17 protein-coding genes and 4 tRNA genes are annotated in these 21,581 nt (G+C 60.4%); 8 read left to right on the forward strand and 13 right to left on the reverse strand.

Annotated features, from left to right (window positions below; all coding sequences use genetic code 11):
• The first annotated feature begins 110 nt into the window (after nt 1-110).
• On the forward strand, nt 111-1,901 hold the full coding sequence (locus AC1DKH_RS13015; RefSeq protein ID WP_477798355.1) for a bifunctional diguanylate cyclase/phosphodiesterase: 1,791 nt from the start codon (nt 111-113) through the stop codon (nt 1,899-1,901).
• A 24-nt stretch (nt 1,902-1,925) separates the two neighbouring features.
• Here AC1DKH_RS13015 and AC1DKH_RS13020 read toward each other — a convergent pair whose 3' ends face one another.
• The 5 genes from AC1DKH_RS13020 to AC1DKH_RS13040 all read right to left on the reverse strand — a co-directional run bounded on the left by AC1DKH_RS13020 (nt 1,926) and on the right by AC1DKH_RS13040 (nt 4,623).
• Nucleotides 1,926-2,333 carry an SEL1-like repeat protein gene (locus AC1DKH_RS13020; protein ID WP_477798356.1) on the reverse strand — a complete coding sequence of 136 codons (408 nt, stop codon included), beginning with the start codon at nt 2,331-2,333 and terminating at the stop codon, nt 1,926-1,928.
• Nucleotides 2,334-2,705, reverse strand: a complete 372-nt coding sequence (locus AC1DKH_RS13025; RefSeq protein WP_477754095.1) for a hypothetical protein — start codon at nt 2,703-2,705, stop codon at nt 2,334-2,336.
• Nucleotides 2,702-3,043, reverse strand: coding sequence for a helix-turn-helix domain-containing protein (locus AC1DKH_RS13030; protein ID WP_477798357.1), 342 nt, complete (start codon nt 3,041-3,043; stop codon nt 2,702-2,704). Before AC1DKH_RS13030 ends, AC1DKH_RS13025 begins: the two co-directional genes overlap by 4 nt.
• Nucleotides 3,044-3,157: 114 nt before the next feature.
• Entirely contained in the window at nt 3,158-3,613 is a 456-nt protein-coding gene (locus AC1DKH_RS13035) for a YkvA family protein (protein ID WP_477798358.1), read from the reverse strand.
• Nucleotides 3,614-3,906: 293 nt separating this feature from the next.
• Nucleotides 3,907-4,623, reverse strand: a complete 717-nt coding sequence (locus tag AC1DKH_RS13040) for an FKBP-type peptidyl-prolyl cis-trans isomerase (RefSeq protein WP_218431282.1) — start codon at nt 4,621-4,623, stop codon at nt 3,907-3,909.
• Nucleotides 4,624-4,893: 270 nt separating this feature from the next.
• Between AC1DKH_RS13040 and AC1DKH_RS13045 the strand changes: the two genes are divergently transcribed.
• The gene (locus AC1DKH_RS13045; protein WP_477798359.1) at nt 4,894-6,696 is read left to right on the forward strand and encodes a di-heme-cytochrome C peroxidase; all 1,803 of its coding nucleotides are present in this window, start codon (nt 4,894-4,896) and stop codon (nt 6,694-6,696) included.
• 28 nt (nt 6,697-6,724) lie between these two features.
• On the forward strand, nt 6,725-7,861 hold the full coding sequence (locus AC1DKH_RS13050; RefSeq protein ID WP_477798360.1) for a catalase family protein: 1,137 nt from the start codon (nt 6,725-6,727) through the stop codon (nt 7,859-7,861).
• Nucleotides 7,862-8,051: 190 nt separating this feature from the next.
• On the opposite strand, the gene AC1DKH_RS13055 is transcribed toward AC1DKH_RS13050, so the two are convergent.
• The 4 genes from AC1DKH_RS13055 to AC1DKH_RS13070 form a co-directional block, all read right to left on the reverse strand.
• Nucleotides 8,052-8,128, reverse strand: a tRNA-Asp gene (locus tag AC1DKH_RS13055).
• A gap of 19 nt (nt 8,129-8,147) precedes the next feature.
• Nucleotides 8,148-8,223 (reverse strand) — tRNA-Val (locus AC1DKH_RS13060).
• Nucleotides 8,224-8,422: 199 nt separating this feature from the next.
• Nucleotides 8,423-8,499: transfer RNA gene (locus AC1DKH_RS13065), tRNA-Asp, on the reverse strand.
• A gap of 19 nt (nt 8,500-8,518) precedes the next feature.
• A tRNA-Val gene (locus tag AC1DKH_RS13070) sits at nt 8,519-8,594 on the reverse strand.
• 159 nt (nt 8,595-8,753) lie between these two features.
• Here AC1DKH_RS13070 and rdgC point away from each other — a divergent pair.
• The 3 genes from rdgC to sugE all read left to right on the forward strand — a co-directional run bounded on the left by rdgC (nt 8,754) and on the right by sugE (nt 11,209).
• Complete coding sequence (gene rdgC, locus AC1DKH_RS13075; RefSeq protein ID WP_007969735.1) at nt 8,754-9,674, forward strand: recombination-associated protein RdgC; 921 nt, start codon at nt 8,754-8,756, stop codon at nt 9,672-9,674.
• A 136-nt stretch (nt 9,675-9,810) separates the two neighbouring features.
• A complete protein-coding gene (locus AC1DKH_RS13080; protein WP_477754090.1) occupies nt 9,811-10,776 on the forward strand; it encodes a bile acid:sodium symporter family protein in 966 nt (321 codons plus the stop codon).
• Between the two features lie 118 nt (nt 10,777-10,894).
• On the forward strand, nt 10,895-11,209 hold the full coding sequence (gene sugE, locus AC1DKH_RS13085) for a quaternary ammonium compound efflux SMR transporter SugE (RefSeq protein ID WP_007977599.1): 315 nt from the start codon (nt 10,895-10,897) through the stop codon (nt 11,207-11,209).
• Nucleotides 11,210-11,334: 125 nt separating this feature from the next.
• On the opposite strand, the gene AC1DKH_RS13090 is transcribed toward sugE, so the two are convergent.
• The 3 genes from AC1DKH_RS13090 to AC1DKH_RS13100 form a co-directional block, all read right to left on the reverse strand.
• Complete coding sequence (locus AC1DKH_RS13090) at nt 11,335-13,209, reverse strand: MFS transporter (protein ID WP_477798361.1); 1,875 nt, start codon at nt 13,207-13,209, stop codon at nt 11,335-11,337.
• Nucleotides 13,210-13,305: 96 nt separating this feature from the next.
• Nucleotides 13,306-14,457: a TDT family transporter gene (locus AC1DKH_RS13095; protein ID WP_477798362.1), complete on the reverse strand. Its 1,152-nt coding sequence runs from the start codon at nt 14,455-14,457 to the stop codon at nt 13,306-13,308.
• Between the two features lie 128 nt (nt 14,458-14,585).
• On the reverse strand, nt 14,586-15,776 hold the full coding sequence (locus AC1DKH_RS13100; RefSeq protein WP_477798363.1) for an MFS transporter: 1,191 nt from the start codon (nt 15,774-15,776) through the stop codon (nt 14,586-14,588).
• A 148-nt stretch (nt 15,777-15,924) separates the two neighbouring features.
• Here AC1DKH_RS13100 and AC1DKH_RS13105 point away from each other — a divergent pair, with 148 nt between their 5' ends.
• Both AC1DKH_RS13105 and AC1DKH_RS13110 read left to right on the forward strand, forming a co-directional pair.
• Nucleotides 15,925-16,461 (forward strand): TetR/AcrR family transcriptional regulator, encoded by a 537-nt coding sequence (locus AC1DKH_RS13105; protein WP_477798364.1) that lies wholly within the window; start codon nt 15,925-15,927, stop codon nt 16,459-16,461.
• A gap of 215 nt (nt 16,462-16,676) precedes the next feature.
• Nucleotides 16,677-20,147 carry a hybrid sensor histidine kinase/response regulator gene (locus AC1DKH_RS13110; RefSeq protein ID WP_477798365.1) on the forward strand — a complete coding sequence of 1,157 codons (3,471 nt, stop codon included), beginning with the start codon at nt 16,677-16,679 and terminating at the stop codon, nt 20,145-20,147.
• A 39-nt stretch (nt 20,148-20,186) separates the two neighbouring features.
• Here AC1DKH_RS13110 and AC1DKH_RS13115 read toward each other — a convergent pair whose 3' ends face one another.
• Entirely contained in the window at nt 20,187-21,551 is a 1,365-nt protein-coding gene (locus AC1DKH_RS13115; RefSeq protein WP_477753356.1) for a DNA recombination protein RmuC, read from the reverse strand.
• Nucleotides 21,552-21,581: the final 30 nt, after the last annotated feature.

Here is a 21,581-nt window from a genome sequence, read left to right on the forward strand (position 1 = left end):
ATGCTCCCCGGAGCGTCATCAAACAGTCATCACTCTGTCGTGAAATAAAGGACCGGCCGTGCTCTTTACCAAGGGCACGCCCGGTCCTTTTTTTATCGCCAGAGATCGCCATGACCACAACCGAACAGCTGAGTGCATTGAGCTCGATCCTGACTCAAGGCGGTTTGCACAGCCTGTTCCAGCCGATCATCAGCCTCTCTGAACGGCGTATTCTCGGCTACGAAGCCCTCAGTCGCGGCCCGTCCAACAGCCCTCTGCACTCCCCTGTCGCCCTGTTCGCCGTCGCCCGCCAGGCCGGACGTCTGAGCGAGCTGGAAATTGCCTGCCGCGAGAGCGCTTGCCGACGCTTCAATGAACAGCAATTGCCTGGCCTGTTGTTCCTTAACGTATCCCCGGAATCCCTGCTTGAAGCGGCCCATCAACCGGGGCGCACCTTGCAACTGCTGCAAGACTTCGGCATCCCTCCGAACCAGGTGGTCATCGAGTTGACCGAACAAACGCCAACGGATGATTTCCAGCTGCTGCAAACCGCCCTGCATCACTATCGGGCGATGGGGTTTTCGATTGCGCTGGATGATCTGGGGGCGGGCTATTCGAGTTTGCGGTTGTGGTCTGAACTGCGGCCGGACTACGTGAAAATTGACCGGCACTTCATTGATGGCATTCATCAGGATGCGCTCAAGCGTGAATTCGTCGGTTCGATCCTGCAAATCGCCAAGGCCTCGCGGGCGCAAGTCATCGCCGAAGGTATCGAACTACCGGAAGAGCTCACGGTGCTGACCGAAATGGGCGTGGACCTGGTGCAGGGCTACCTGCTCTGCCGCCCCCAGGAACACCCACCGCGGGATGCCCGGGCAATGATGCCCCGACAGGACAGCGTCGCCGTTGTACTGAGCGAAGACGGCAGCGACCTCAGCGCCCTGCTCAACGAGCAACCCGCGGTGAACCGCGACACCCCGACCGCCACAGTGCTCGAAGCCTTTCGCCGCCAGGCCAGCCTGAACTCGCTGGCGGTCCTGGATGAACAGAGTCAGCCCTGCGGCATTGTCCATCGTCATTCGCTCTCCGACGTCCTGCTCAAACCCTTTGCCACCGACCTGTTCGCCCGCAAGCCCATCAGCCGCTTGATGAACGATGACTTCCTCGCCGTCGAGCTGAGTCAGTCACTGCAACAGGTCAGCCGCCTGATCACCAGCCGTGCCCGCCAGCGCATCGAAGAAGATTTCATCATCACGCTCAATGGCGGCTATCTCGGGCTTGGCCGGGTGATTGACGTGCTCAAGTTGATTACGGAACTGAAGATCCAGCAGGCCCGCTATGCCAACCCGCTGACCTTGCTGCCCGGCAACGTGCCGATCCAGCAATGCCTGACACGACTGCTGCAACAGCAACGGGAATCGGTGATCTGCTACGTGGACATCGACAGTTTCAAGCCTTTCAACGACATCTACGGCTACGGCCGCGGCGACGAAGTCCTGCTGTGCCTGGCGCAATGCCTGAACGACCGCGTCGACCCGGCCCGCGACTTTGTCGGCCACATCGGTGGTGATGACTTCCTGCTGGTGCTCGGCCCGGAAGACTGGCGCAAACGTTTGAACCAGTTGCTCGACGACTTCCAGAGCCAGTGCCGGCGTTTCTACCGTAGCGAGCACCTGGAAGCCGGCTGTTTCATCGCACCCAATCGCCAGGGTCAACGCCAGGAGTTTGCGCTGTTGTCGCTGTCGATCGGCGTGGTGCATTTGCACCCACAGGCCTGTGGACAACTCGATGCGAGCCAGTTGGCCGAGATGGCATCGCAGGCCAAGCACCATGCCAAGAATGTGCAGGGCTATAGCGTGCACGTGATTGATAGCCTGGTAGTTTCGACTGTTGAAGAGGTGCTCGTTTCCGGACATCGATAAGGGAGCTTTTCGGCATCAGTCCAATCAACGAGACGCCGAGGAAGACTTCAGCTCTTCGAGCTTGATCGGCGCCAACGGATGCCCGGCCTTCGCCGCGATCGCCCAGAATCGCGCCGCTTCGACCGGATCCGGTGCCTTGCTCGCCGTCCCGGCCAGGGTGATCACGCCCACTTGATACGCCGCCTTGCCATCGCCCGCCAACGCCGCCAGGCGCAACAAACGCACGCCCTCCTCACGAGCCCCGAGGCCGACGCCGCGAAACGTCAGGATGTGCCCATAGAAGCTCTGGGCGCCGACATCGCCCAGGTTGGCCATGCGTGCGAACTGGCCTTCGAGCCAGCGCCAGCCACGTGGCTGACGGACAAACCACGACCAGTGAAACAACCGGCGCGCGAGCCAGTAACCGGCCCGCGCCTTGATTTGTAAAAACATTCAGGCCTCGGCCGATACCGGGTATTCGTACTCGAACACCCGCACCACTTCCGAAGCATGCCAGGACGCGGCGGCGACACCGTCCGACGGCCCGGAAAAACGCCCGAGACGCTCGACACATTCAAAGAATCCGGTGCGCGGCAAGCGGCTGGCGCCCTGACTGATCACCAGTGAACTGCGCAATGGCTGCTCCGCCCTGGCGTCCAGGGCCGCCAGATGCTCAAGGGCCGCTGTCAGGGTTTGCATGGCCGGTGTCGGCAACTGCAAACGTTCCAGTAATGCCCGATAAGTCAGGAGATGGCGCTGACGACGCGCCTGATCCAGTTCGCCCAGCAATCCGTCCCAATGTTGACGACTGATGCGTACGCTCACGATTCAACCCTCCACCCCGGCACCGTCAATTCCCAGGCCAGGCTGCGACGAATCGCGGCGTCGGGCAGACGTTCGCCACTTTCGATCATGGCCAGGTAAGACGGGCTGATGCCTACCGTGCGGGCCAGCGCCTCGATGGCGATGCCCTTTCCTTCGCGCAAACTGCGTAGTTGATCCAGACCCGGAAGAATCGCGTCTGGTGTTGCCGCCTGAAGCTTCGTGGCTTCAGGCGACGCTTGCTCCTTGATGCCTGCTGCTTTCAGTAACGCCTGATACTGAGCCCATGGCAGAACCGCATATTCGGGCTCGCCTTCGCGTGTAATTATCTGAATATCCATGACTACCCCGTAGGACAACAACACTTAGCGAGTCGGCACTTTTCCCTAGAAGTGTAATCCTAACAGCGGCCAAGGTCGCGGGGGGCATCAATCTGTGAACAGGTCGAAATCGGCTCAGTGTTTTTTCGGACCTTGAAGTTGCAGTTGCTCGGGGGTATCAGGCAGGCGCTCAACCACCGCGAGCTTCTCCGGCACCTGCCGTTTGCGCCAGACGCGGAAGGCATTGAGTTCGTCGTCGAGCACTTTCATGAGCCACGCCAATACCGCGATGTCATCGAGCATGCCGAACACCGGAATGAAATCCGGGATCGCATCCACCGGGCTGAGGAAGTACATCAGGCCTGCGACGACCGAAAGCAGCGCCTTGGGGCTGATGGCGCGATATTCACCACGCCAATAGGCCAGGCAGAGTGCCTGCAACAGCTTCAAGTCATCCTTGAGTTTGCCCAGTCGGTTGCCCTGGCTCGCGCCCTTGCTGGCGACTGCGAACAACAGGGTCGGCAATCGGCCGCGTGCCAGCAGGCGTCCGGCCATCGGCAGGAAACGAGCGAAATTCCAGGGTGCTTTCATGATTCCTCCCGTTAAAATGTTATCCACACAAATTGTGGATAACCTTGTGAACAGAGCTGCTTTTCATCGCTGAAAGCCCCGTTTTACAAGGCCTCCGTTCAGATCGGGCGTTTTTTACCCATCAAAAAAAACCTATAATTTCATTGACTTGGCGGACTTGTACGGCTAACGCCAACGCCTACTATGCCTGAGACTCCGGCCCGGAGCGTCTGTTCGTTTTGTTTACCCGTGCCAAACGCCAGATGCAACAACGCCCCGCATAAGCGAGGCGTTGTTATCGAAGCAGGCGCCGATTACTTGGCTGCGTCGTCTTCTTTTGCCGGATCCTTGATGGCCAGCAGTTCCAGGTCGAATACCAGCACCGAGTTGGCCGGAATCGCCGGGCTCGGGCTTTGAGCGCCGTAAGCCAGATCAGCAGGGATGTACAGTTTGTACTTCTCGCCAACGTGCATCAGTTGCAGGCCTTCGACCCAACCCGGGATCACACCGCTGACCGGCAGATCGATCGGGCTGCCGCGCTCGACGGAACTGTCGAATACGGTGCCATTGGTCAGCTTGCCGGTGTAGTGAACGGTCACTACGTCAGTCGGCTTTGGCTGAGGGCCATCGGCTTTCTGCACGACTTCGTACTGCAAGCCCGAAGCGGTAGTGGTCACGCCGGCTTTCTTGGCGTTTTCTTCGAGGAATTTCTTGCCGGCAGCGGCCGACTCTTCGCTCATCTTGGCCATGCGTTCTTCGGCACGCTTTTGCAGCGCGGCGAACGCCTCAACCAGTTCTTCGTCCTTGAGCTTCTGCTCTTTCTTGCCGACCGCGTCTTCGATGCCCTGGGCTACAGCTTTGGAATCCAGGTCATCCATGCCTTCCTGAGCCAGGCTCTTGCCCATATTCAGGCCAATGCCGTAGGAAGCTTTTTGCGCCGGAGTTTTCAGCTCTACGCTGGTCTGCGAATCACAACCCGCGAGTACCAGGCCAACCAGGGCCACCGCCGCCGCCAACCGATGCTGTTTCATGCTATTTCCTTGTTCATGCGCCTAAAGGGCAATCGAGTAAAGCCGCGAGCTTATCAGGCCGCCACGACCAATGGCTACCGGCATGAGAGCCGGAAACAATTGATAAGTTCAGGTGTTTAAAACGCAATTCACAATTCGGCTGATGAAGCTTCTTTCATCTTGTTCCGACGCAGACTGATTCCTGAACCTACAACATCTGGTGTAATGGCCTCTTGCCGCACCTCGGGTACTCGGGCATAACGGCATGATCATTCGACAAGGACGTTTATCTTGCGCCTCTTCTTTCGCTTGCTGGTTCTCATCGCAGTACTGCTCGGGCTGGTCATGTCCGTGGTTCTTTACTACGTCGCCAACCCGAAATTGCCGGCCTGGTCGCCTCCACAACAGGTGCATTACCTGGAGCAATGGAGCGCCGCGGATCGCGAGACCTATTACTTCACACCCCAGGGCACACAGGTCAAAGGCTTGCGCTATGACTGGTTCACCGCCCTCGAACTGCCCTTCTCGCAGCAACGCTTCGCCGCCCCCGAGTACCTCGCCCGCTTCGGTTTCCTGGTGGACCCCGACCAGAAACCGACACCGAATAACCCCGGCAACCTCCCGGCAGGCTTTACCCGGCACCAGAATACGGGGAGCCCGGATGTGTTTCTGGATGTCACCTGCGCGGCCTGCCACACCGGTGAACTGCGTTTCAAGGGTCAAGCCGTGCGTATCGACGGCGGCTCGGCGCAGCACGTCCTGCCGTCCAGTGTTCCTACACTCAAAGGGGGCAGTTTCGGACAAGCACTGGTGGCCAGCCTGACCTCGACTTACTACAACCCGTGGAAGTTCGAACGTTTCGCACGCAACGTGCTGGGCCAGGACTACGACGCCCACCACCAACAGTTGCGCAAAGAATTCAAATCCTCACTCGATACGTTCCTCAAGGTGGCCTGGAACGACACCCATCGCGGGCTCTATCCGACCGAGGAAGGCCCGGGGCGCACAGACGCCTTCGGTCGCATTGCCAACGCCAGCTTCGGTGATGCGATATCCCCCGACAACTACCGCGTGGCCAATGCCCCCGTTGACTATCCGCAGTTGTGGGACATGTGGACGTTCGAATGGGTGCAGTGGAACGGTTCGGCGAAACAACCGATGGCGCGCAACATCGGCGAAGCGTTGGGTGTCGGCGCCACGCTGAACTTCTTCGACAAGAACGACCAGCCACTGATGGGCGATGCCCGCTATCCCTCCAGTGTCCGTGTGCGCGACCTGCACCTGATCGAAGAAACCCTGCAACGACTCAAACCTCCAGCCTGGCCGGAAGATCTGTTGGGCGCGGTCGACAAACCTCTGGCAGCAAGGGGACGCGCCTTGTTCGCCGAAAACTGCGCGGGTTGTCATGTACCGCACAACACCCAGGGCGACGGGCGATACGTTCAGCATCTGAAAATGCTCCCGGTGGATTACATTGGCACAGACCCCGGCGCGGCCAACAACATCGCCGACCACCGCTTCGACCTGACTGCGCTGCAATGGAAGCAGGCGGAGCTGGAAAACCTTGACGTGGAGCCAAAACCCACCGAACCAATGGACCTGAGCAAAATGTCCGTGGCCAAGGGGCTGGCCTATGTCACCGCCTATGTCCAGGACCGTGCGTATCAAGACGCCAATATCACCCCTGCCGAGCGTGCTGAAATGGACGGTTTCGGCCTGCCGATCGGCGTGCGCGAATTGCGTTCGTACAAGGCCAGGCCATTGGCGGGGGTATGGGCGACAGCACCGTTTCTGCACAACGGTTCGGTACCGAACATTTATCAATTGCTGTCGCCTCAGGATGAGCGTGCGACCACGTTCTACAAAGGCACTTTCGAATTCGACCCACAGCATCTGGGATATCGCACCGAAGCCTTCAACAACGCTTTTCTGTTCGACACGCAAATCACCGGCAACCACAACAGCGGTCATGAATTCCGTGCCGGCAAACTCGGCAATGGTGTGATCGGCCGCGGGTTGCAGCCGCAAGAACGCTGGGCACTGCTGGAATATCTGAAAGTGCTGGGCGGCCCGCTGGAGGCGCAATTGCCATGATCACAGCCTCAGTCAAAAGGACTTTCTCATGCTGATTACACTCTGGCTGCGACTGGGCGCCTTTCTCGGCAAGCTGTTGCTGTGGCTGCTGGGTCTCGGTGTGCTGGGCTGGGCATTGGCCAGCGCCTGGTTTGCCTGGCAGCATCGCGGGCCGGTCTCGGCGCAGGAGTTGATTGCGGACGACGAAGCCGCGATGACCCAGGACATCATCCAGACCGCCGTGCGCATCGTCGATCAGCACCGCGAAAGCACACGCTACCTGCGCGACGCCCATGCCAAGGCCCACGGCTGCGTGAAGGCCGAGGTTCAGGTGCTGCCAGAACTGCCAGGCGAACTGCGCCAGGGCGTGTTCAGCGAGCCGGGCAAAACCTGGCAAGCGACGATGCGCCTGTCCAACGGCAATGCCTACCCGCAGTTCGATAGCATTCGCGATGCTCGGGGCATGGCGATCAAACTGTTCGATGTTCCAGGCAAACAACTGTTGAGCGATCAGCAGGGGCGAGGCGAACAGGACTTTGTAATGTTCAGCCACCCGAACTTCTTTGTCAGTAATGTCGCCGAATACCGTCAGAACGTCGCCGCCCAGGCCGACGGTAAAAAGATGATGGCTTTCTTCCCCGGCCGGGATCCACGCACCTGGCAGGTTCGCCACCTGTTTATCGCCCTGGCGACGCTGTCCCCTGCCCCGCCAAGCCCAACCCGGACGACGTACTTTTCGGTTTCACCCTACAAATTCGGTGAAGCCAATGCGAAGTTCCGGGTTGCACCCGATCCGGACAGTTGCCCGGCCTACAGCCTGCCGGAACAAAATCGCAAGCTGCCGAACTTCCTGCGCAATGCGCTGAATCAACAGCTGTCAACCGATCGGGTACCCGCGTGTTTCGTCTTGCAAATCCAGCGACAGGACGCCAACAAGTACATGCCGATTGAAGACACCAGCATTGAGTGGCGCGAAAGCGATGCGCCCTTCGAGACGGTGGCGCGGATCAACGTGCCGGCGCAGGACTTCGATACACCGGCGCTGAACCTGCAATGCGACAACCAGTCGTTCAATCCCTGGTTTGGCGTCGAGGCGCACCGCCCCATCGGCGGGATCAATCGCCTGCGCAAGGCCGTGTATGAAGCCGTCAGCGACTACCGCCACAGGCGCAATGCCGGACTGTAGGAGCGAGCTTGCTCGCGAAGAAGCCATGGGCGCCGCTGGGCATCTGAATTTACCCGTTATCGTTCACGACCTTCGCGAGCTAGCCCGCTCCTACAGAGAGCGAGGAAAGCCAAATCCCGGACAGCAAAAAGCCCGCACAAGGCGGGCTTTCTGTGGTGACCTGGCGTTCAGTGTTCCAGATTACCGAATATGGCGCAGCGGACGGGACTCGAACCCGCGACCCCCGGCGTGACAGGCCGGTATTCTAACCGACTGAACTACCGCTGCGCGTAGCGTTGAAAGTAAATGGTGGGTGATGACGGGATCGAACCGCCGACATTCTGCTTGTAAGGCAGACGCTCTCCCAGCTGAGCTAATCACCCTTTACCTTCGTTGCGGGGCACATTATGCCACAGGTTTTTATAAAGTGTTGATTTATTTGAAGTTTTTTTCAAAAAAATCTAAAAACCGGTGAAACGATGCAACCCACAGGAACAACAGTCAAACTTGAGGCAGAAAAAAACCCGCCTAAGCGGGCTTTTCCGTGGTGACCTGGCGTTCAGTGTTCCAGGTTACCGAATATGGCGCAGCGGACGGGACTCGAACCCGCGACCCCCGGCGTGACAGGCCGGTATTCTAACCGACTGAACTACCGCTGCGCGTAACACTGAAAACGAATGGTGGGTGATGACGGGATCGAACCGCCGACATTCTGCTTGTAAGGCAGACGCTCTCCCAGCTGAGCTAATCACCCTTCGCTTCGGTGTGGCGCGCATTCTACGGAGCGACCCAACCTCTGGCAAGCACTTTTTAAAATAATTTTCCGAGGCCTTCCAAAGGCTTAGAGAAAGGTTGGCCTATGGCACGGCGAAGACAATAATGCCCCCCTTTGTATAAAGGAGAGACTCACCCCATGTGGTTCAAAAACCTGCTTATCTATCGCCTGACCCAAGATCTGCCTGTTGATGCCGAGGCGTTGGAAACTGCACTGGCCACCAAACTGGCGCGCCCATGTGCAAGCCAGGAGTTGACCACCTACGGTTTCGTCGCGCCGTTCGGCAAAGGCGAAGATGCGCCACTGGTACACGTCAGCGGTGACTTCCTGCTGGTGTCCGCCCGCAAGGAAGAACGTATTTTGCCGGGCAGTGTCGTGCGTGACGCGGTCAAGGAAAAGGTCGAAGAGATCGAAGCCGAGCAAATGCGCAAGGTCTATAAGAAGGAGCGCGATCAGATCAAGGATGAAATCATCCAGGCCTTCCTGCCCCGCGCCTTTATCCGCCGCTCGTCGACCTTCGCCGCCATCGCGCCGAAACAGGGCCTGATCCTGGTCAACTCGGCCAGCCCGAAACGCGCCGAAGACTTGCTGTCGACCCTGCGCGAAGTGATCGGCACCCTGCCGGTGCGCCCACTGACCGTGAAGATGTCCCCGACCGCGACCATGACCGAGTGGGTCACCACCCAGAAAGCCGCGGACGATTTCTTCGTGCTGGACGAGTGCGAACTGCGCGACACCCACGAAGACGGCGGCATTGTGCGTTGCAAGCGCCAGGACCTGACCAGCGAAGAAATCCAGCTGCACCTGAGCACCGGCAAAGTGGTCACTCAACTGTCCCTGGCCTGGCAGGACAAACTGTCGTTCGTCCTCGACGACAAAATGGTGGTCAAGCGCCTGAAATTCGAAGACCTGCTGCAAGACCAGGCGGAACAGGACGGCGGCGACGAAGCCCTGGGCCAACTGGACGCCAGCTTCACCCTGATGATGCTGACTTTCGGCGACTTCCTGCCGGCGCTGGTTGAAGCGCTGGGTGGCGAAGAGACTCCGCAGGGGATCTAAAGCCTTGTGATCTCTAATGTAGGAGCGAGCTTGCTCGCGATGGAGTGTCAGTAGCCCCTCTTTGTCTGACACACCATCGCGAGCAAGCTCGCTCCTACAGGGGTTTTGTAGCGTCACTTAAAATAAGGATCAGGCCATGCGCGCACTGGCTGCATTGAGTCGTTTTGTCGGCAACACCTTCGCCTACTGGGTACTGATTTTCGCTGTCGTGGCGTTTCTGCAACCGGCGTGGTTCCTCGGTCTCAAAGGCGCCATCGTGCCCTTGCTGGGGCTGGTGATGTTCGGCATGGGCTTGACCCTCAAACTCGAAGACTTCGCCGAAGTCGCTCGCCATCCATGGCGCGTGGCCCTGGGCGTGGTTGCACATTTCGTGATCATGCCCGGCGTGGCGTGGTTGCTCTGCCAAGTGTTCCACTTGCCGCCGGAAATCGCCGTCGGCGTGATTCTGGTCGGCTGCTGCCCAAGCGGCACCTCGTCGAACGTCATGACCTGGCTGGCCCGTGGCGACCTGGCGCTGTCGGTGGCCATCGCCGCCGTCACCACCCTCCTCGCCCCGCTGCTGACCCCTGCCCTGATCTGGCTGCTGGCCTCGGCCTGGTTGCCGGTGTCATTCATGGAGTTGTTCTGGTCGATCCTGCAGGTGGTGCTGCTGCCGATCGTGCTGGGCGTGGTTGCCCAACGGGTGCTCGCCGACAAGGTTCGCCACGCCGTGGACGTTTTGCCGCTGGTGTCGGTGATCAGCATCGTGATCATCGTCACCGCAGTCGTCGCCGCCAGCCAGGCCAAGATTGCCGAGTCCGGCCTGTTGATCATGGCCGTGGTCATGCTGCACAACAGCTTTGGCTACCTGCTGGGTTACTTCACCGGGCGCCTGTTCAAGCTGCCTCTGGCCCAGCGCAAGTCCCTGGCCCTGGAAGTCGGCATGCAGAATTCCGGATTGGGCGCGGCCCTGGCCAGTGCGCACTTCTCGCCACTGGCGGCAGTGCCCAGCGCATTGTTCAGCGTCTGGCACAACATTTCCGGGGCATTGCTCTCCACGTATTTCCGCCGCATGAGCGAGAAACAGGATCGGGAAATGGCGGCGCAACAGATCAGTGATTGACTCGAAAACTTGATCACCCGGTCAATGTTGGGCACCATATTGCGCATCGCGAGGACGACCTCGCGGCTCGATCGAGTCATTAATCAGGGGACGACCCCGTCAGACGATGGAGGTCTTCATGTCCTGGATCATTCTGTTTTTCGCCGGCCTGTTCGAAGTCGGCTGGGCCGTCGGCCTCAAGTACACCGACGGCTTCACCCGCCCGCTCCCCACTGTGTTGACCGTTGCGGCCATGGCTATCAGCCTTGGCTTGCTCGGCCTTGCAATGAAGGAATTGCCGCTGGGTACGGCCTATGCGATCTGGACCGGGGTCGGCGCCGTGGGCACGGTGATCGCCGGGATCATTCTGTTTGGCGAATCCATGGCGCTGGTGCGATTGGCGAGTGTGGCGTTGATCATTTCCGGGTTGGTTGGGCTCAAGGTTAGCGCTTAAGCGACTACCGCCAATCGCGAGCAGGCTCACTCCTACAAGGTTTTATGGTGTGTCGGAGATTTTCACCACTCCCGCGATCCCTGTAGGAGCGGGCTTGCCCGCGAAGAGGCCTTCAATGACTACAACTATTTAACGGCCCCACGCAGTTCCCCCACCAATCGCTGCAATTCCACCGGCTCCGCTGCCTCAACCGCCACCGCCGACCCTGCCACCAACGTCACCCGCGACCACAGGCGATGAAACAGTCCCTTGCCCGGATCGCGGCTGAAGAAACTCCCCCACAACCCCTGCAAGGCCAGCGGAATCACCGGCACCGGCGTCTCCTCGAGAATTCGCGTCAACCCGCCCTTGAACTCATTGATCTCGCCATCGGCGGTCAATTTACCCTCGGGGAAGATGCAAACCAGCTCACCGTCCTTCAGATACCGGGCAATGCGCGTGAAGGCTTTTTCGTAGATCTGGATGTCTTCCTGACGCCCCGCGATAGGAATCGTCCCCGCGGTACGGAAGATGAAGTTCAGCACCGGCAGGTTGTAGATCTTGTAGTACATGACAAAGCGAATCGGCCGACGCACCGCGCCGCCAATCAGCAAGGCGTCGACGAATGACACGTGATTGCACACCAGCAACGCCGCGCCTTCATCGGGGATCAGATCCAGGTTGCGGTGCTCGACGCGGTACATGGAATGACTGAGCAGCCAGATCATGAAACGCATGGTGAACTCGGGGACGATCTTGAAGATGTAGGCATTGACGCCGATGTTCAGCAACGACACCACCAGGAACAGCTGCGGGATCGACAGCTTGGCCACACTCAGCAAGACGATCGAGACAATCGCCGACACCACCATGAACAACGCATTGAGGATGTTGTTGGCGGCAATCACCCGCGCCCGTTCGTTTTCCGCCGTACGTGACTGGATCAGTGCGTAAAGCGGCACGATGTAGAAACCACCGAAAACGCCCAGGCCGAGGATGTCGAGCAGTACCAGCCAGGCGTGACCGAAACCGAGGATTTCGATCCAGCCATGGCCCGCGGCGCTGTCTGGAATAGAGCCGGAATGCCACCACAGCAGCAGACCGAAAACGGTCAGGCCGAACGATCCGAACGGCACCAGGCCAATCTCGACTTTGCGCCCAGAGAGCTTCTCGCACAGCATCGAACCCAATGCGATGCCGACCGAGAACACCGTCAGAATCAGCGTCACCACGGTTTCGTCACCGTGCATCCATTCCTTGGCATAGGCCGGGATCTGCGTCAGGTAAATCGCCCCGACAAACCAGAACCACGAGTTGCCGACAATCGAGCGTGATACCGCCGGCGTTTGCCCAAGGCCCAGTTTCAACGTGGCCCAGGACTGGCTGAAAATATTCCAGTTCAGGCGCATTTGTGGCGTGGCGGCCGCCGCCCGGGGAATGCTGCGACTGGCCAGGTAGCCGAGCACGGCAATGCCGATGATCGCCATGGACACCACCGGCGCGTAATGCGCCGAAGACATCATGACCCCAGCGCCAATGGTGCCGGCGAGGATCGCCAGGAAGGTGCCCATTTCCACCAGGCCGTTGCCGCCTACCAGCTCGTCTTCATGCAGGGCCTGCGGCAGGATCGAGTACTTCACCGGCCCGAACAGCGCCGAGTGGGTGCCCATGGCGAACAGTGCCACCAACATCAACGACAGGTGATCGAACATGAAGCCAACGGCGCCGACCGCCATGATGGCGATTTCCCCAAGCTTGATCAGGCGGATCAACGCGTCCTTGGCGAACTTTTCCCCGAATTGCCCGGCCAGGGCCGAGAACAGGAAAAACGGCAGGATAAACAGCAGCGCACACAGGTTGACCCAGACCGAGCGGTCACCTTCGATGGTCAGCTTGTACAAAATGGCGAGGATCAACGACTGCTTGAACACGTTGTCGTTGAACGCCCCGAGGGACTGCGTGATGAAGAACGGCAGGAAGCGCCGGGTGCGCAGCAAGGTGAACTGTGAGGGGTGACTCATCTTCCATGTGTCCCTGATGTTAGGTAGCGAGTGGCCTGGATTCTTATTGGATTATCACAAGTCGATCCAGGCCACACCTTACCTAACTTTTGCCGGTTATTTCTTCAATCCGGCAATGCACGGCGAGACAAACAGCTCGCCACGCCAGGCGCCCAGCACCGTGCGCTTGCCGACGATCAGCCACATCACGGCCAGCAACGCCACCAACACACAGCCAAACACACTGAAAAACGTCAGATTCAAGGTACTGCCCAGCTTCAACGTCGCCAGAGAATAGACGCCCAACGGGAAAGTGAAGCCCCACCAGCCGAGATTGAAAGGAATGCCGGCACGCAGGTAGCGCACAGTGATCAGCAACGCCATCAGCATCCACCACAGACCGAAGCCCCACAGGGTGATGCCGGCCACCAGACCCAATCCTGCAGCAGTCTCACCGACGCCTGGCAAACCGTTGGCCGCGAAAATCAGCGGTGCATCGCCGCCCAGTACCAGCATGCCCAACGCACCGGTGCCGATCGGACCAAGGGCCAGCCAGCTCGAGGCGGCCATGTTTTCGTGGGGCAGTTTATGCAGAGCCATGCGCAGCAACAGAATGGTCAGGATGCTGAAGGCCACCGGCAGGGAAAAAGCCCAGAGCACGTAGCTGGTCACCAGCACCACCAGTTGCGATTGAGCGTCGGCCAGATGCGGCGCCAACAGGCCCCCGCTGGCGGCCGCCACTTCTGCCGCGACCACCGGCAACAGCCAGACCGCGGTCATCTGGTCGATGCTGTGCTCCTGACGGGTGAACATCATGTAGGGAATCAGCACACCGCAGGCCAGCGACATGGCCACATCCAGCCACCACAGCACCTCGACGACGTGAATCACACCGTCGCCCCAGCGCGGCAGGCCAAACACCAGGAAGCCATTGATGATGGTGGCCAGGCCCATCGGGATGGTGCCGAAAAACATCGAAACCGTGGAGTGGCCGAAAATCCGCCGCGCTTCGTCGAAAAACAGCACCCAACGCGCCGTGTATAGCGCCGTAAACAGCAGAAACAGCGCGATGTTGAACAGCCAGAGGGCTTCGGCGAAGGCGTGCAAGGCAGGTATGGCGAGCGGCAATTGCGCCAGTGCCAACGCCAGCACACCGGTGCCCATGGTGGCCGCGAACCAGTTGGGGGTGAACTGGCGGACCACCTCGCGGGGATGCTGCAAGTGACTGAAAGGTTTGATTCCGGGCTTGATGCTATTGGCGCATGTCATGGCGAACTCCTGTCCTCTTGTGAGGTAGAACCCATGTTAGATCCGAATAGAATATCTATATAACGGGTAATATCTCTATATCTTATCTATTATACAGATATACCATCAGGCACGCCCAAGGCTCGGTGTCATGGATTGGCCTCACACGTCCGGCCGGAACGCGGGCGTACCAGACCCACCAACGCTCCGAGGGCCAGAACAATCAGCACCGCGCCATAGCCATCAACGGTCGCCACCAGGCCGAGGGTTCGGCTCAGGTTCCCGGCCAACAGCGCAGGCAGGCAGAAAGCGAGATAGCTGAGCGCGTAATACGCCGACACCAGCCCGGCGCGTTCATGGGGCAACGCCAGCGGCACCAGGCTACGCAGAGTACCGAGAAAACCGGCGCCGAAACCGCACCCTGCGACCAGCGTTCCAAGGAAAAACAACGGCAAGCTGGCACTGTGCACACCCAGCAAAATCAACACGACTCCCGCAGGCATCATGCTGGCGCCCAATAACAACGCCTTGCCGGCGGGTCGGTTGCGCATGCTGTAAATCATCAAAGCGCCAGTCAACGTCAATGCGGCCACCGTCGCCCCGCCAATAATGTTCGAGGTCGACCCCGTGGCCGTGCGCACCAACGAAGGCGCCAGGGATGCATAGAAACCGCCGAGGGCCCACAGAGCAGTGTTGAGCGGCAGCACCTGCCACAACGTAGAGCGCGCCTGCAATGGCACATGCAGCGTCGGCCGCAATGACGCCCAAACCCCAGCCTGCCGCGAGACACTTTCCGGCAAGCGCCAGACATAAAGTGCCTGCACCACAAACAACGCCAGCAGTAGCCAGAAACTCAGGTGCAATGGGGCCGGGGCGAATTCGGCCAACGCACCGCAGCCCAGTCCGCCAATGGCCATACCAGTCAACGGTGCAACGCTATTGACCAGCGGCCCCCGTTCGCGATCGGTATCGAGCAGTGTTGCGCCCAGCACAGCGGTAGCCATTCCGGTAGCAAAACCCTGCAACACCCGGGCACTGATCAGCCAGGCGACGCTGTCGGCGTAGATAAACAGCAACATCGCCAGGATGTTCAGCGTCACCGCGGTAAAAATCACCGGTTTGCGCCCCAGGTAATCCGACAGCGATCCGACCGTCAGCAACGCCGCCAACAGGCTGAGCGCGTACACGCCGAAAATCAGGGTCAGCATCGCGGCCGAAAACCGCATCTGCTCCTGATACAGGTGATACAGCGGCGTCGGCGCAGTGGAAGCCGCCAGGAAACTGAGCAAGGTAACAGCCAGAAACCACAGTCTGGCACGATTTGAATGAGAACCGGGCATGGATACACTCCGCAAAAGCTAATTTTTTGCTTTTGCGGAGTGTGCTACTGGATCCCTCTTAAAGCAAATTCTTTGTGTTAAGGTCCGATGCATGGCTTTCAGGACCGGATGCCAGCCGCAAGACCCGGTGCATTACAGGAAACACAAGATGACAGCTCCCACTTTACGCCCCGGCGGCCGCAGCGCCCGGGTACAAGAGTCGATTCATTCGGCCGTGCGTCAACTCCTCGAAGAGCAGGACCGCGCCAGCGTGACGGTGCCGCAAATTGCGGCGCGTGCGGGTGTCACGCCGTCCACCATCTATCGACGCTGGGGCGATGTGTCGGCGCTGCTGGCCGACGTCGCCCTCGCCCGCATGCAACCCGACAACGAGCCGGCCAACACCGGCAGCCTTCACGGAGACGTGCGGGCCTGGGCCGAGCAGTACCTGGACGAGATGAGCTCCGAACCCGGCCGCAACATGCTGTGCGACGTGCAGGCGGCGCTGAAGCCGAGTTATTGCGCGACGATCATTGGCGGGCAACTGCAGACGATTCTCGATCGCTATCCGGATGAGCCCACGCCCAGTGTCGATCGGCTGATCAATCTGATCGCCGCGCCGACGGTGTTTCGCATCCTGTTTGCCGAGGCGCCGCTGGAGGTCGAAGAGTTGCATCGATTGATAGAGGTTGCATTGAATCAGTGAAGCCCCCATCGCGAGCAAGCTCGCTCCCACAAGGGTCCGCGAACACAGGGCAAATGTGGGAGCGAGCTTGCTCGCGATGAGGCCGGTCCAGACACTGCAACCCCCCCTGCGACACCCCGCCACGCCACGACCTTGGTCGACACTGACTAACGCTGGCGGTCGTGCGAGACTGTCTGTCCGGGCGGGAGCCCGGGAGTCTTTTGTCTGGAGTCCCCATGTCGCTGTCCACCGGGCTGATTGCCGTCGTCGCCCTGGCCTATATGGCCATCATGTTCGCCATCGCCTTCTATGGCGACCGTCGCAGCGCGCCCTTGCCGCCGCGCGTGCGGGCCTGGGTGTACAGCCTGTCGCTGGCGGTCTATTGCACCAGCTGGACTTTCTTCGGCGCCGTGGGCCAGGCCGCCGAACAGCTCTGGTCGTTCCTGCCGATCTACCTCGGGCCGATCCTGTTGCTGCTCGGCGCGCCCTGGGTCCTGCAAAAAATGGTGATGATCAGCAAACAGGAGAACATCACCTCCATCGCCGACTTCATCGCCGCACGCTATGGCAAATCCCAGTCGCTGGCGGTGGTGGTGGCGCTGATTTGCCTGGTCGGCGTGTTGCCCTATATCGCACTGCAGCTCAAAGGCATTGTGCTCGGCGTGAACCTGCTGATCGGCGCCGGTGCCGACGCCATGGGCACCCGCGCCCAGGACACTGCGCTGATCGTATCGCTGGTGCTGGCGCTGTTCACCATCGTCTTCGGGACCCGCAACCTCGACGCCACGGAGCACCATCGCGGCATGGTGCTGGCCATTGCCTTCGAATCGCTGGTCAAGCTGTTTGCGTTTCTCGCCGTCGGCGCCTTCGTGACCTACGGCCTGTACGACGGTTTCGACGACCTGTTTGACCAGGCCATGTTGGCGCCGCGACTCGAACAGTACTGGAAGGAAACCATCAACTGGCCGTCGATGGTGGTGCAGACCGGCGTGGCGATGATGGCGATCATTTGCTTGCCGCGGCAGTTCCACGTGACCGTTGTCGAGAACATCGACCCTCAGGATCTGCGCCTGGCCAAGTGGGTATTCCCGGCCTACCTCGCCCTCGCAGCATTGTTTGTCGTGCCGATCGCCCTGGCCGGGCAGATGATGCTGCCCAGCTCGGTGTTGCCAGACTCGTTCGTCATCAGCCTGCCCCTGGCCCAGGCGCACCCGGCGCTGGCCCTGTTGGCATTTATCGGTGGCGCATCGGCGGCCACCGGCATGGTGATCGTGGCCAGCGTGGCGCTGTCGACCATGGTGTCCAACGACATGCTGTTGCCGTGGCTGCTGCGGCGCAACAACGCCGAGCGCCCGTTCGAAGTGTTCCGCCAGTGGATGCTATCGGTGCGCCGCGTCAGCATCGTGGTCATTCTGCTGCTGGCCTACGTCAGTTATCGCCTGCTGGGCTCGACCGCCAGCCTGGCGACCATTGGCCAGATCGCCTTCGCCGCCGTGACCCAACTGGCCCCCGCCATGCTCGGTGCGCTGTACTGGAAACAGGCCAACCGCCGCGGTGTTTTCGCGGGCCTCGCCGCGGGCACGTTCCTGTGGTTCTACACCTTGATCCTGCCGATTGCCGCCCTCAGCCTCGGCCTGTCCTTGAGCACATTCCCGGGTCTGGCCTGGTTGCACAGCAATCCACTTAACCTGCCGATCACCCCGCTGACCCAGGGCGTGGTGCTGTCGCTGGCAGGCAACTTCACGCTGTTCGCCTGGGTCTCGGTGCTGTCGCGCACCCGGGTTTCCGAGCACTGGCAGGCGGGCCGCTTCATCGGCCAGGAAATCAGTGCCCGCCCCAGTGCACGCTCGATGCTTTCAGTGCAGATCGACGACCTGCTGCAACTGGCGGCACGCTTCGTCGGCGAAGAACGCGCCCGGCAAAGCTTCATCCGTTTTGCCTATCGCCAGGGCAAAGGCTTCAACCCGAACCAGAACGCCGACAGTGAATGGATCGCCCATACCGAACGCTTGCTGGCCGGTGTGCTCGGCGCCTCTTCGACCCGCGCGGTAGTAAAAGCCGCCATTGAAGGCCGGGAGATGCAACTGGAAGACGTCGTGCGCATCGCCGACGAAGCCTCGGAGGTGCTGCAATTCAACCGTGCCTTGCTGCAAGGCGCCATCGAGAACATCACCCAGGGCATCAGCGTGGTCGACCAGTCGCTGAAACTGGTGGCCTGGAACCGTCGCTATCTGGATTTGTTCAACTACCCGGATGGCCTGATCAGAGTCGGCCGGCCGATTGCCGACATCATCCGTCACAATGCCGAGCGTGGACTGTGCGGCCCCGGCGAGGCCGAAGTTCACGTCGCGCGCCGCCTGCACTGGATGCGCCAGGGCCGCGCGCACACCTCCGAGCGCTTGTTCCCCAACGGTCGGGTAATCGAGCTGATCGGCAACCCGATGCCAGGCGGTGGCTTCGTCATGAGTTTCACCGACATCACCGCGTTCCGCGAAGCCGAGCAGGCGCTGACCGAAGCCAACGAAGGGCTGGAGCAACGGGTCACCGAACGCACCCACGAATTGTCGCAGCTCAATGTTGCCCTGACCGAAGCCAAGGGCACCGCCGAGGCGGCCAACCAGTCCAAGACCCGTTTCCTCGCGGCCGTCAGCCATGACTTGATGCAACCGCTGAATGCGGCGCGGCTGTTCTCCGCCGCCCTCTCCCATCAGGAAGATGGTTTTTCGGGCGAGGCGCAGAAACTGGTCGGGCACCTGGACAGCTCACTGCGCTCGGCAGAGGACTTGATCAGCGACCTGCTGGACATTTCCCGCCTGGAGAACGGCAAGATCAACCCGAATCGCCAGCCATTCGCCCTCAACGAACTGTTCGACACCCTTGGTACCGAGTTCAAGGTGCTGGCGCGAGAACAAAAACTGGAGTTCCGCGTTCGCGGCAGCGCGCTACGGGTCGACAGTGACATCAAACTGCTGCGGCGGATTTTGCAAAACTTCCTGACCAACGCTTTCCGCTACGGCAAAGGGCCGGTGCTGCTGGGGGTTCGCCGGCACAGGGAAGCATTGAGCCTGGAAGTCTGGGACCGTGGGCCAGGTATTCCGGAAGACAAGCAGCAGGTGATTTTCGAAGAGTTCAAGCGCCTCGACAGCCACCAGACACGGGCCGAAAAAGGCCTCGGCCTGGGGCTGGCGATTGCCGACGGGCTATGTCGCGTGCTCGGTCATACCTTGCGCGTACGCTCCTGGCCGGGACGCGGTAGCGTGTTCAGCGTCAGCGTGCCCCTGGCCCGGGCGCAAACCGCAGCGCCGGTCAAAGTCGCCGAGCTCAATGGCAAATTGCTCAATGGGGCGCAGGTGCTGTGCATCGACAACGAGGACAGCATCCTGATCGGCATGAACAGCCTGCTCAGCCGCTGGGGTTGCCAGGTCTGGACCGCGCGCAATCGCGAAGAATGCGCAGCGTTGCTGGGCGAAGGCGTGCGCCCGCAATTGGCGCTGGTGGATTACCACCTCGATCATGGCGAGACCGGCACCGATTTGATGGCCTGGTTGCGCACGCAAATGGGCGAGCCGGTTCCCGGGGTGGTGATCAGCGCCGATGGCCGGCCGGAGACGGTCGACCTGGTGCATGCCGCGGGACTGGACTATCTGGCAAAACCGGTGAAACCGGCGGCGTTGCGGGCGTTGTTGAGTCGGTATTTGCCGTTGTAGCGCGGCAAGCTAACACTTTACCCACTGTGGCGAGGGGGCTTATTCCGGCAACTCGACCAACCCATCGACATCCGTCATCGCCCGCTCCAGCAAGTCCGCCGGCAGGCTCTTGCTCGCCCGTGCGCCCAGCAGCTTGAGCTGTTCACTGCGACTGACCAGGTTGCCACGCCCCTCTGTCAGCTTGTTGCGTGCCGAACTGTAGGCCTTGTCCAGTTGCTGCAGGCGATTGCCAACTTCGTCCAGATCCTGAATGAACAGTACGAACTTGTCGTACAGCCACCCGGCCCGCTCGGCGATCTCCCGGGCATTCTGGCTCTGGCGCTCCTGTTTCCACAGGCTGTCGATGACACGCAGGGTCGCCAGCAAAGTGGTGGGGCTGACGATCACGATGTTACGGTCGAATGCCTCCTGAAACAGCGTCGGCTCAGCCTGCAACGCGGCAGAAAACGCCGCCTCGATCGGTACGAAGAGCAACACGAAATCCAGGCTGTGCAAGCCATCGAGACGCTTGTAATCCTTGCCGGCCAGGCCTTTGACGTGATTACGCAATGACAGCACGTGCTGCTTGATGGCGATCTGGCCGATGGCCTCGTCCTCAGCCGCCACGTATTGCTGATAGGCCGTCAGGCTGACCTTGGAGTCGACCACGACCTGCTTGTCGCCCGGCAGATAAATGATCACGTCCGGCTGAAAACGCTCGCCGTCCGGTCCCTTGAGATTGACCTGCGTCTGGTACTCGCGGCCCTTCTCCAGTCCCGCATGCTCGAGCACGCGCTCCAGAATCAGTTCACCCCAATTGCCCTGGGTCTTCTGCCCTTTCAAGGCGCGGGTCAGGTTGGTGGCTTCATCGCTCAAGCGCAAGTTCAGCTGTTGCAGTCGTTCCAGCTCCTTGGCCAGGGAGAAACGCTCACGCGCCTCGTTCTGATAGCTTTCCTCGACACGTTTTTCGAAGGACTGGATGCGTTCCTTGAGTGGATCGAGCAACTGCCCCAGGCGCTGCTGGCTGGTTTCGGCAAAACGCTGCTCGCGCTCATCGAAAATTTTCCCCGCCAGCTCGGCGAACTGCGCGCGCAACTCGTCCCGCGAACCTTGCAGGTCGTTGAGGCGTTGCTGATGACTGTCCTGTTGCTCGCGCAATTCGGCGTTGAGCGACGCGGCCTGGGCATCCAGACGGCGCAATTCGGCTTCCTTGCCGGCGCGTTCGATATTCCACGCATGGGCGGCGTCCCGGGCGTCGTCGCGCTCGATCTGCAGCAGTTCGACTTCACGACGCAGCGCCGCCAGATCCGCCTGTTTGGCGGCGTTGGCCTGGGTCAGATCAGCCGCTTCATCGCGACCGGACTCGAGCTGAGCATTCAATCCGTCCTGCGCCAGTTGCGCCATGGCCAGGCGTTCTTGCAGCAGCGCGACATCGGCTTGCGTGGTGCTGGCCCG

The organism is Pseudomonas sp. 05L36, from assembly GCF_056398125.1.

What these genes read in the sequence shown, in the direction of transcription:
- AC1DKH_RS13015 (WP_477798355.1), top strand. Translation starts at nt 111, where the DNA reads ATGACCACAACCGAACAGCTGAGTGCATTGAGCTCGATCCTGACTCAA.
- AC1DKH_RS13020 (WP_477798356.1), bottom strand. Translation starts at nt 2,333, where the DNA reads ATGTTTTTACAAATCAAGGCGCGGGCCGGTTACTGGCTCGCGCGCCGG.
- AC1DKH_RS13030 (WP_477798357.1), bottom strand. Translation starts at nt 3,043, where the DNA reads ATGGATATTCAGATAATTACACGCGAAGGCGAGCCCGAATATGCGGTT.
- AC1DKH_RS13035 (WP_477798358.1), bottom strand. Translation starts at nt 3,613, where the DNA reads ATGAAAGCACCCTGGAATTTCGCTCGTTTCCTGCCGATGGCCGGACGC.
- AC1DKH_RS13040 (WP_218431282.1), bottom strand. Translation starts at nt 4,623, where the DNA reads ATGAAACAGCATCGGTTGGCGGCGGCGGTGGCCCTGGTTGGCCTGGTA.
- AC1DKH_RS13050 (WP_477798360.1), top strand. Translation starts at nt 6,725, where the DNA reads ATGCTGATTACACTCTGGCTGCGACTGGGCGCCTTTCTCGGCAAGCTG.
- rdgC (WP_007969735.1), top strand. Translation starts at nt 8,754, where the DNA reads ATGTGGTTCAAAAACCTGCTTATCTATCGCCTGACCCAAGATCTGCCT.
- AC1DKH_RS13080 (WP_477754090.1), top strand. Translation starts at nt 9,811, where the DNA reads ATGCGCGCACTGGCTGCATTGAGTCGTTTTGTCGGCAACACCTTCGCC.
- sugE (WP_007977599.1), top strand. Translation starts at nt 10,895, where the DNA reads ATGTCCTGGATCATTCTGTTTTTCGCCGGCCTGTTCGAAGTCGGCTGG.
- AC1DKH_RS13090 (WP_477798361.1), bottom strand. Translation starts at nt 13,209, where the DNA reads ATGAGTCACCCCTCACAGTTCACCTTGCTGCGCACCCGGCGCTTCCTG.
- AC1DKH_RS13095 (WP_477798362.1), bottom strand. Translation starts at nt 14,457, where the DNA reads ATGACATGCGCCAATAGCATCAAGCCCGGAATCAAACCTTTCAGTCAC.
- AC1DKH_RS13100 (WP_477798363.1), bottom strand. Translation starts at nt 15,776, where the DNA reads ATGCCCGGTTCTCATTCAAATCGTGCCAGACTGTGGTTTCTGGCTGTT.
- AC1DKH_RS13105 (WP_477798364.1), top strand. Translation starts at nt 15,925, where the DNA reads ATGACAGCTCCCACTTTACGCCCCGGCGGCCGCAGCGCCCGGGTACAA.
- AC1DKH_RS13110 (WP_477798365.1), top strand. Translation starts at nt 16,677, where the DNA reads ATGTCGCTGTCCACCGGGCTGATTGCCGTCGTCGCCCTGGCCTATATG.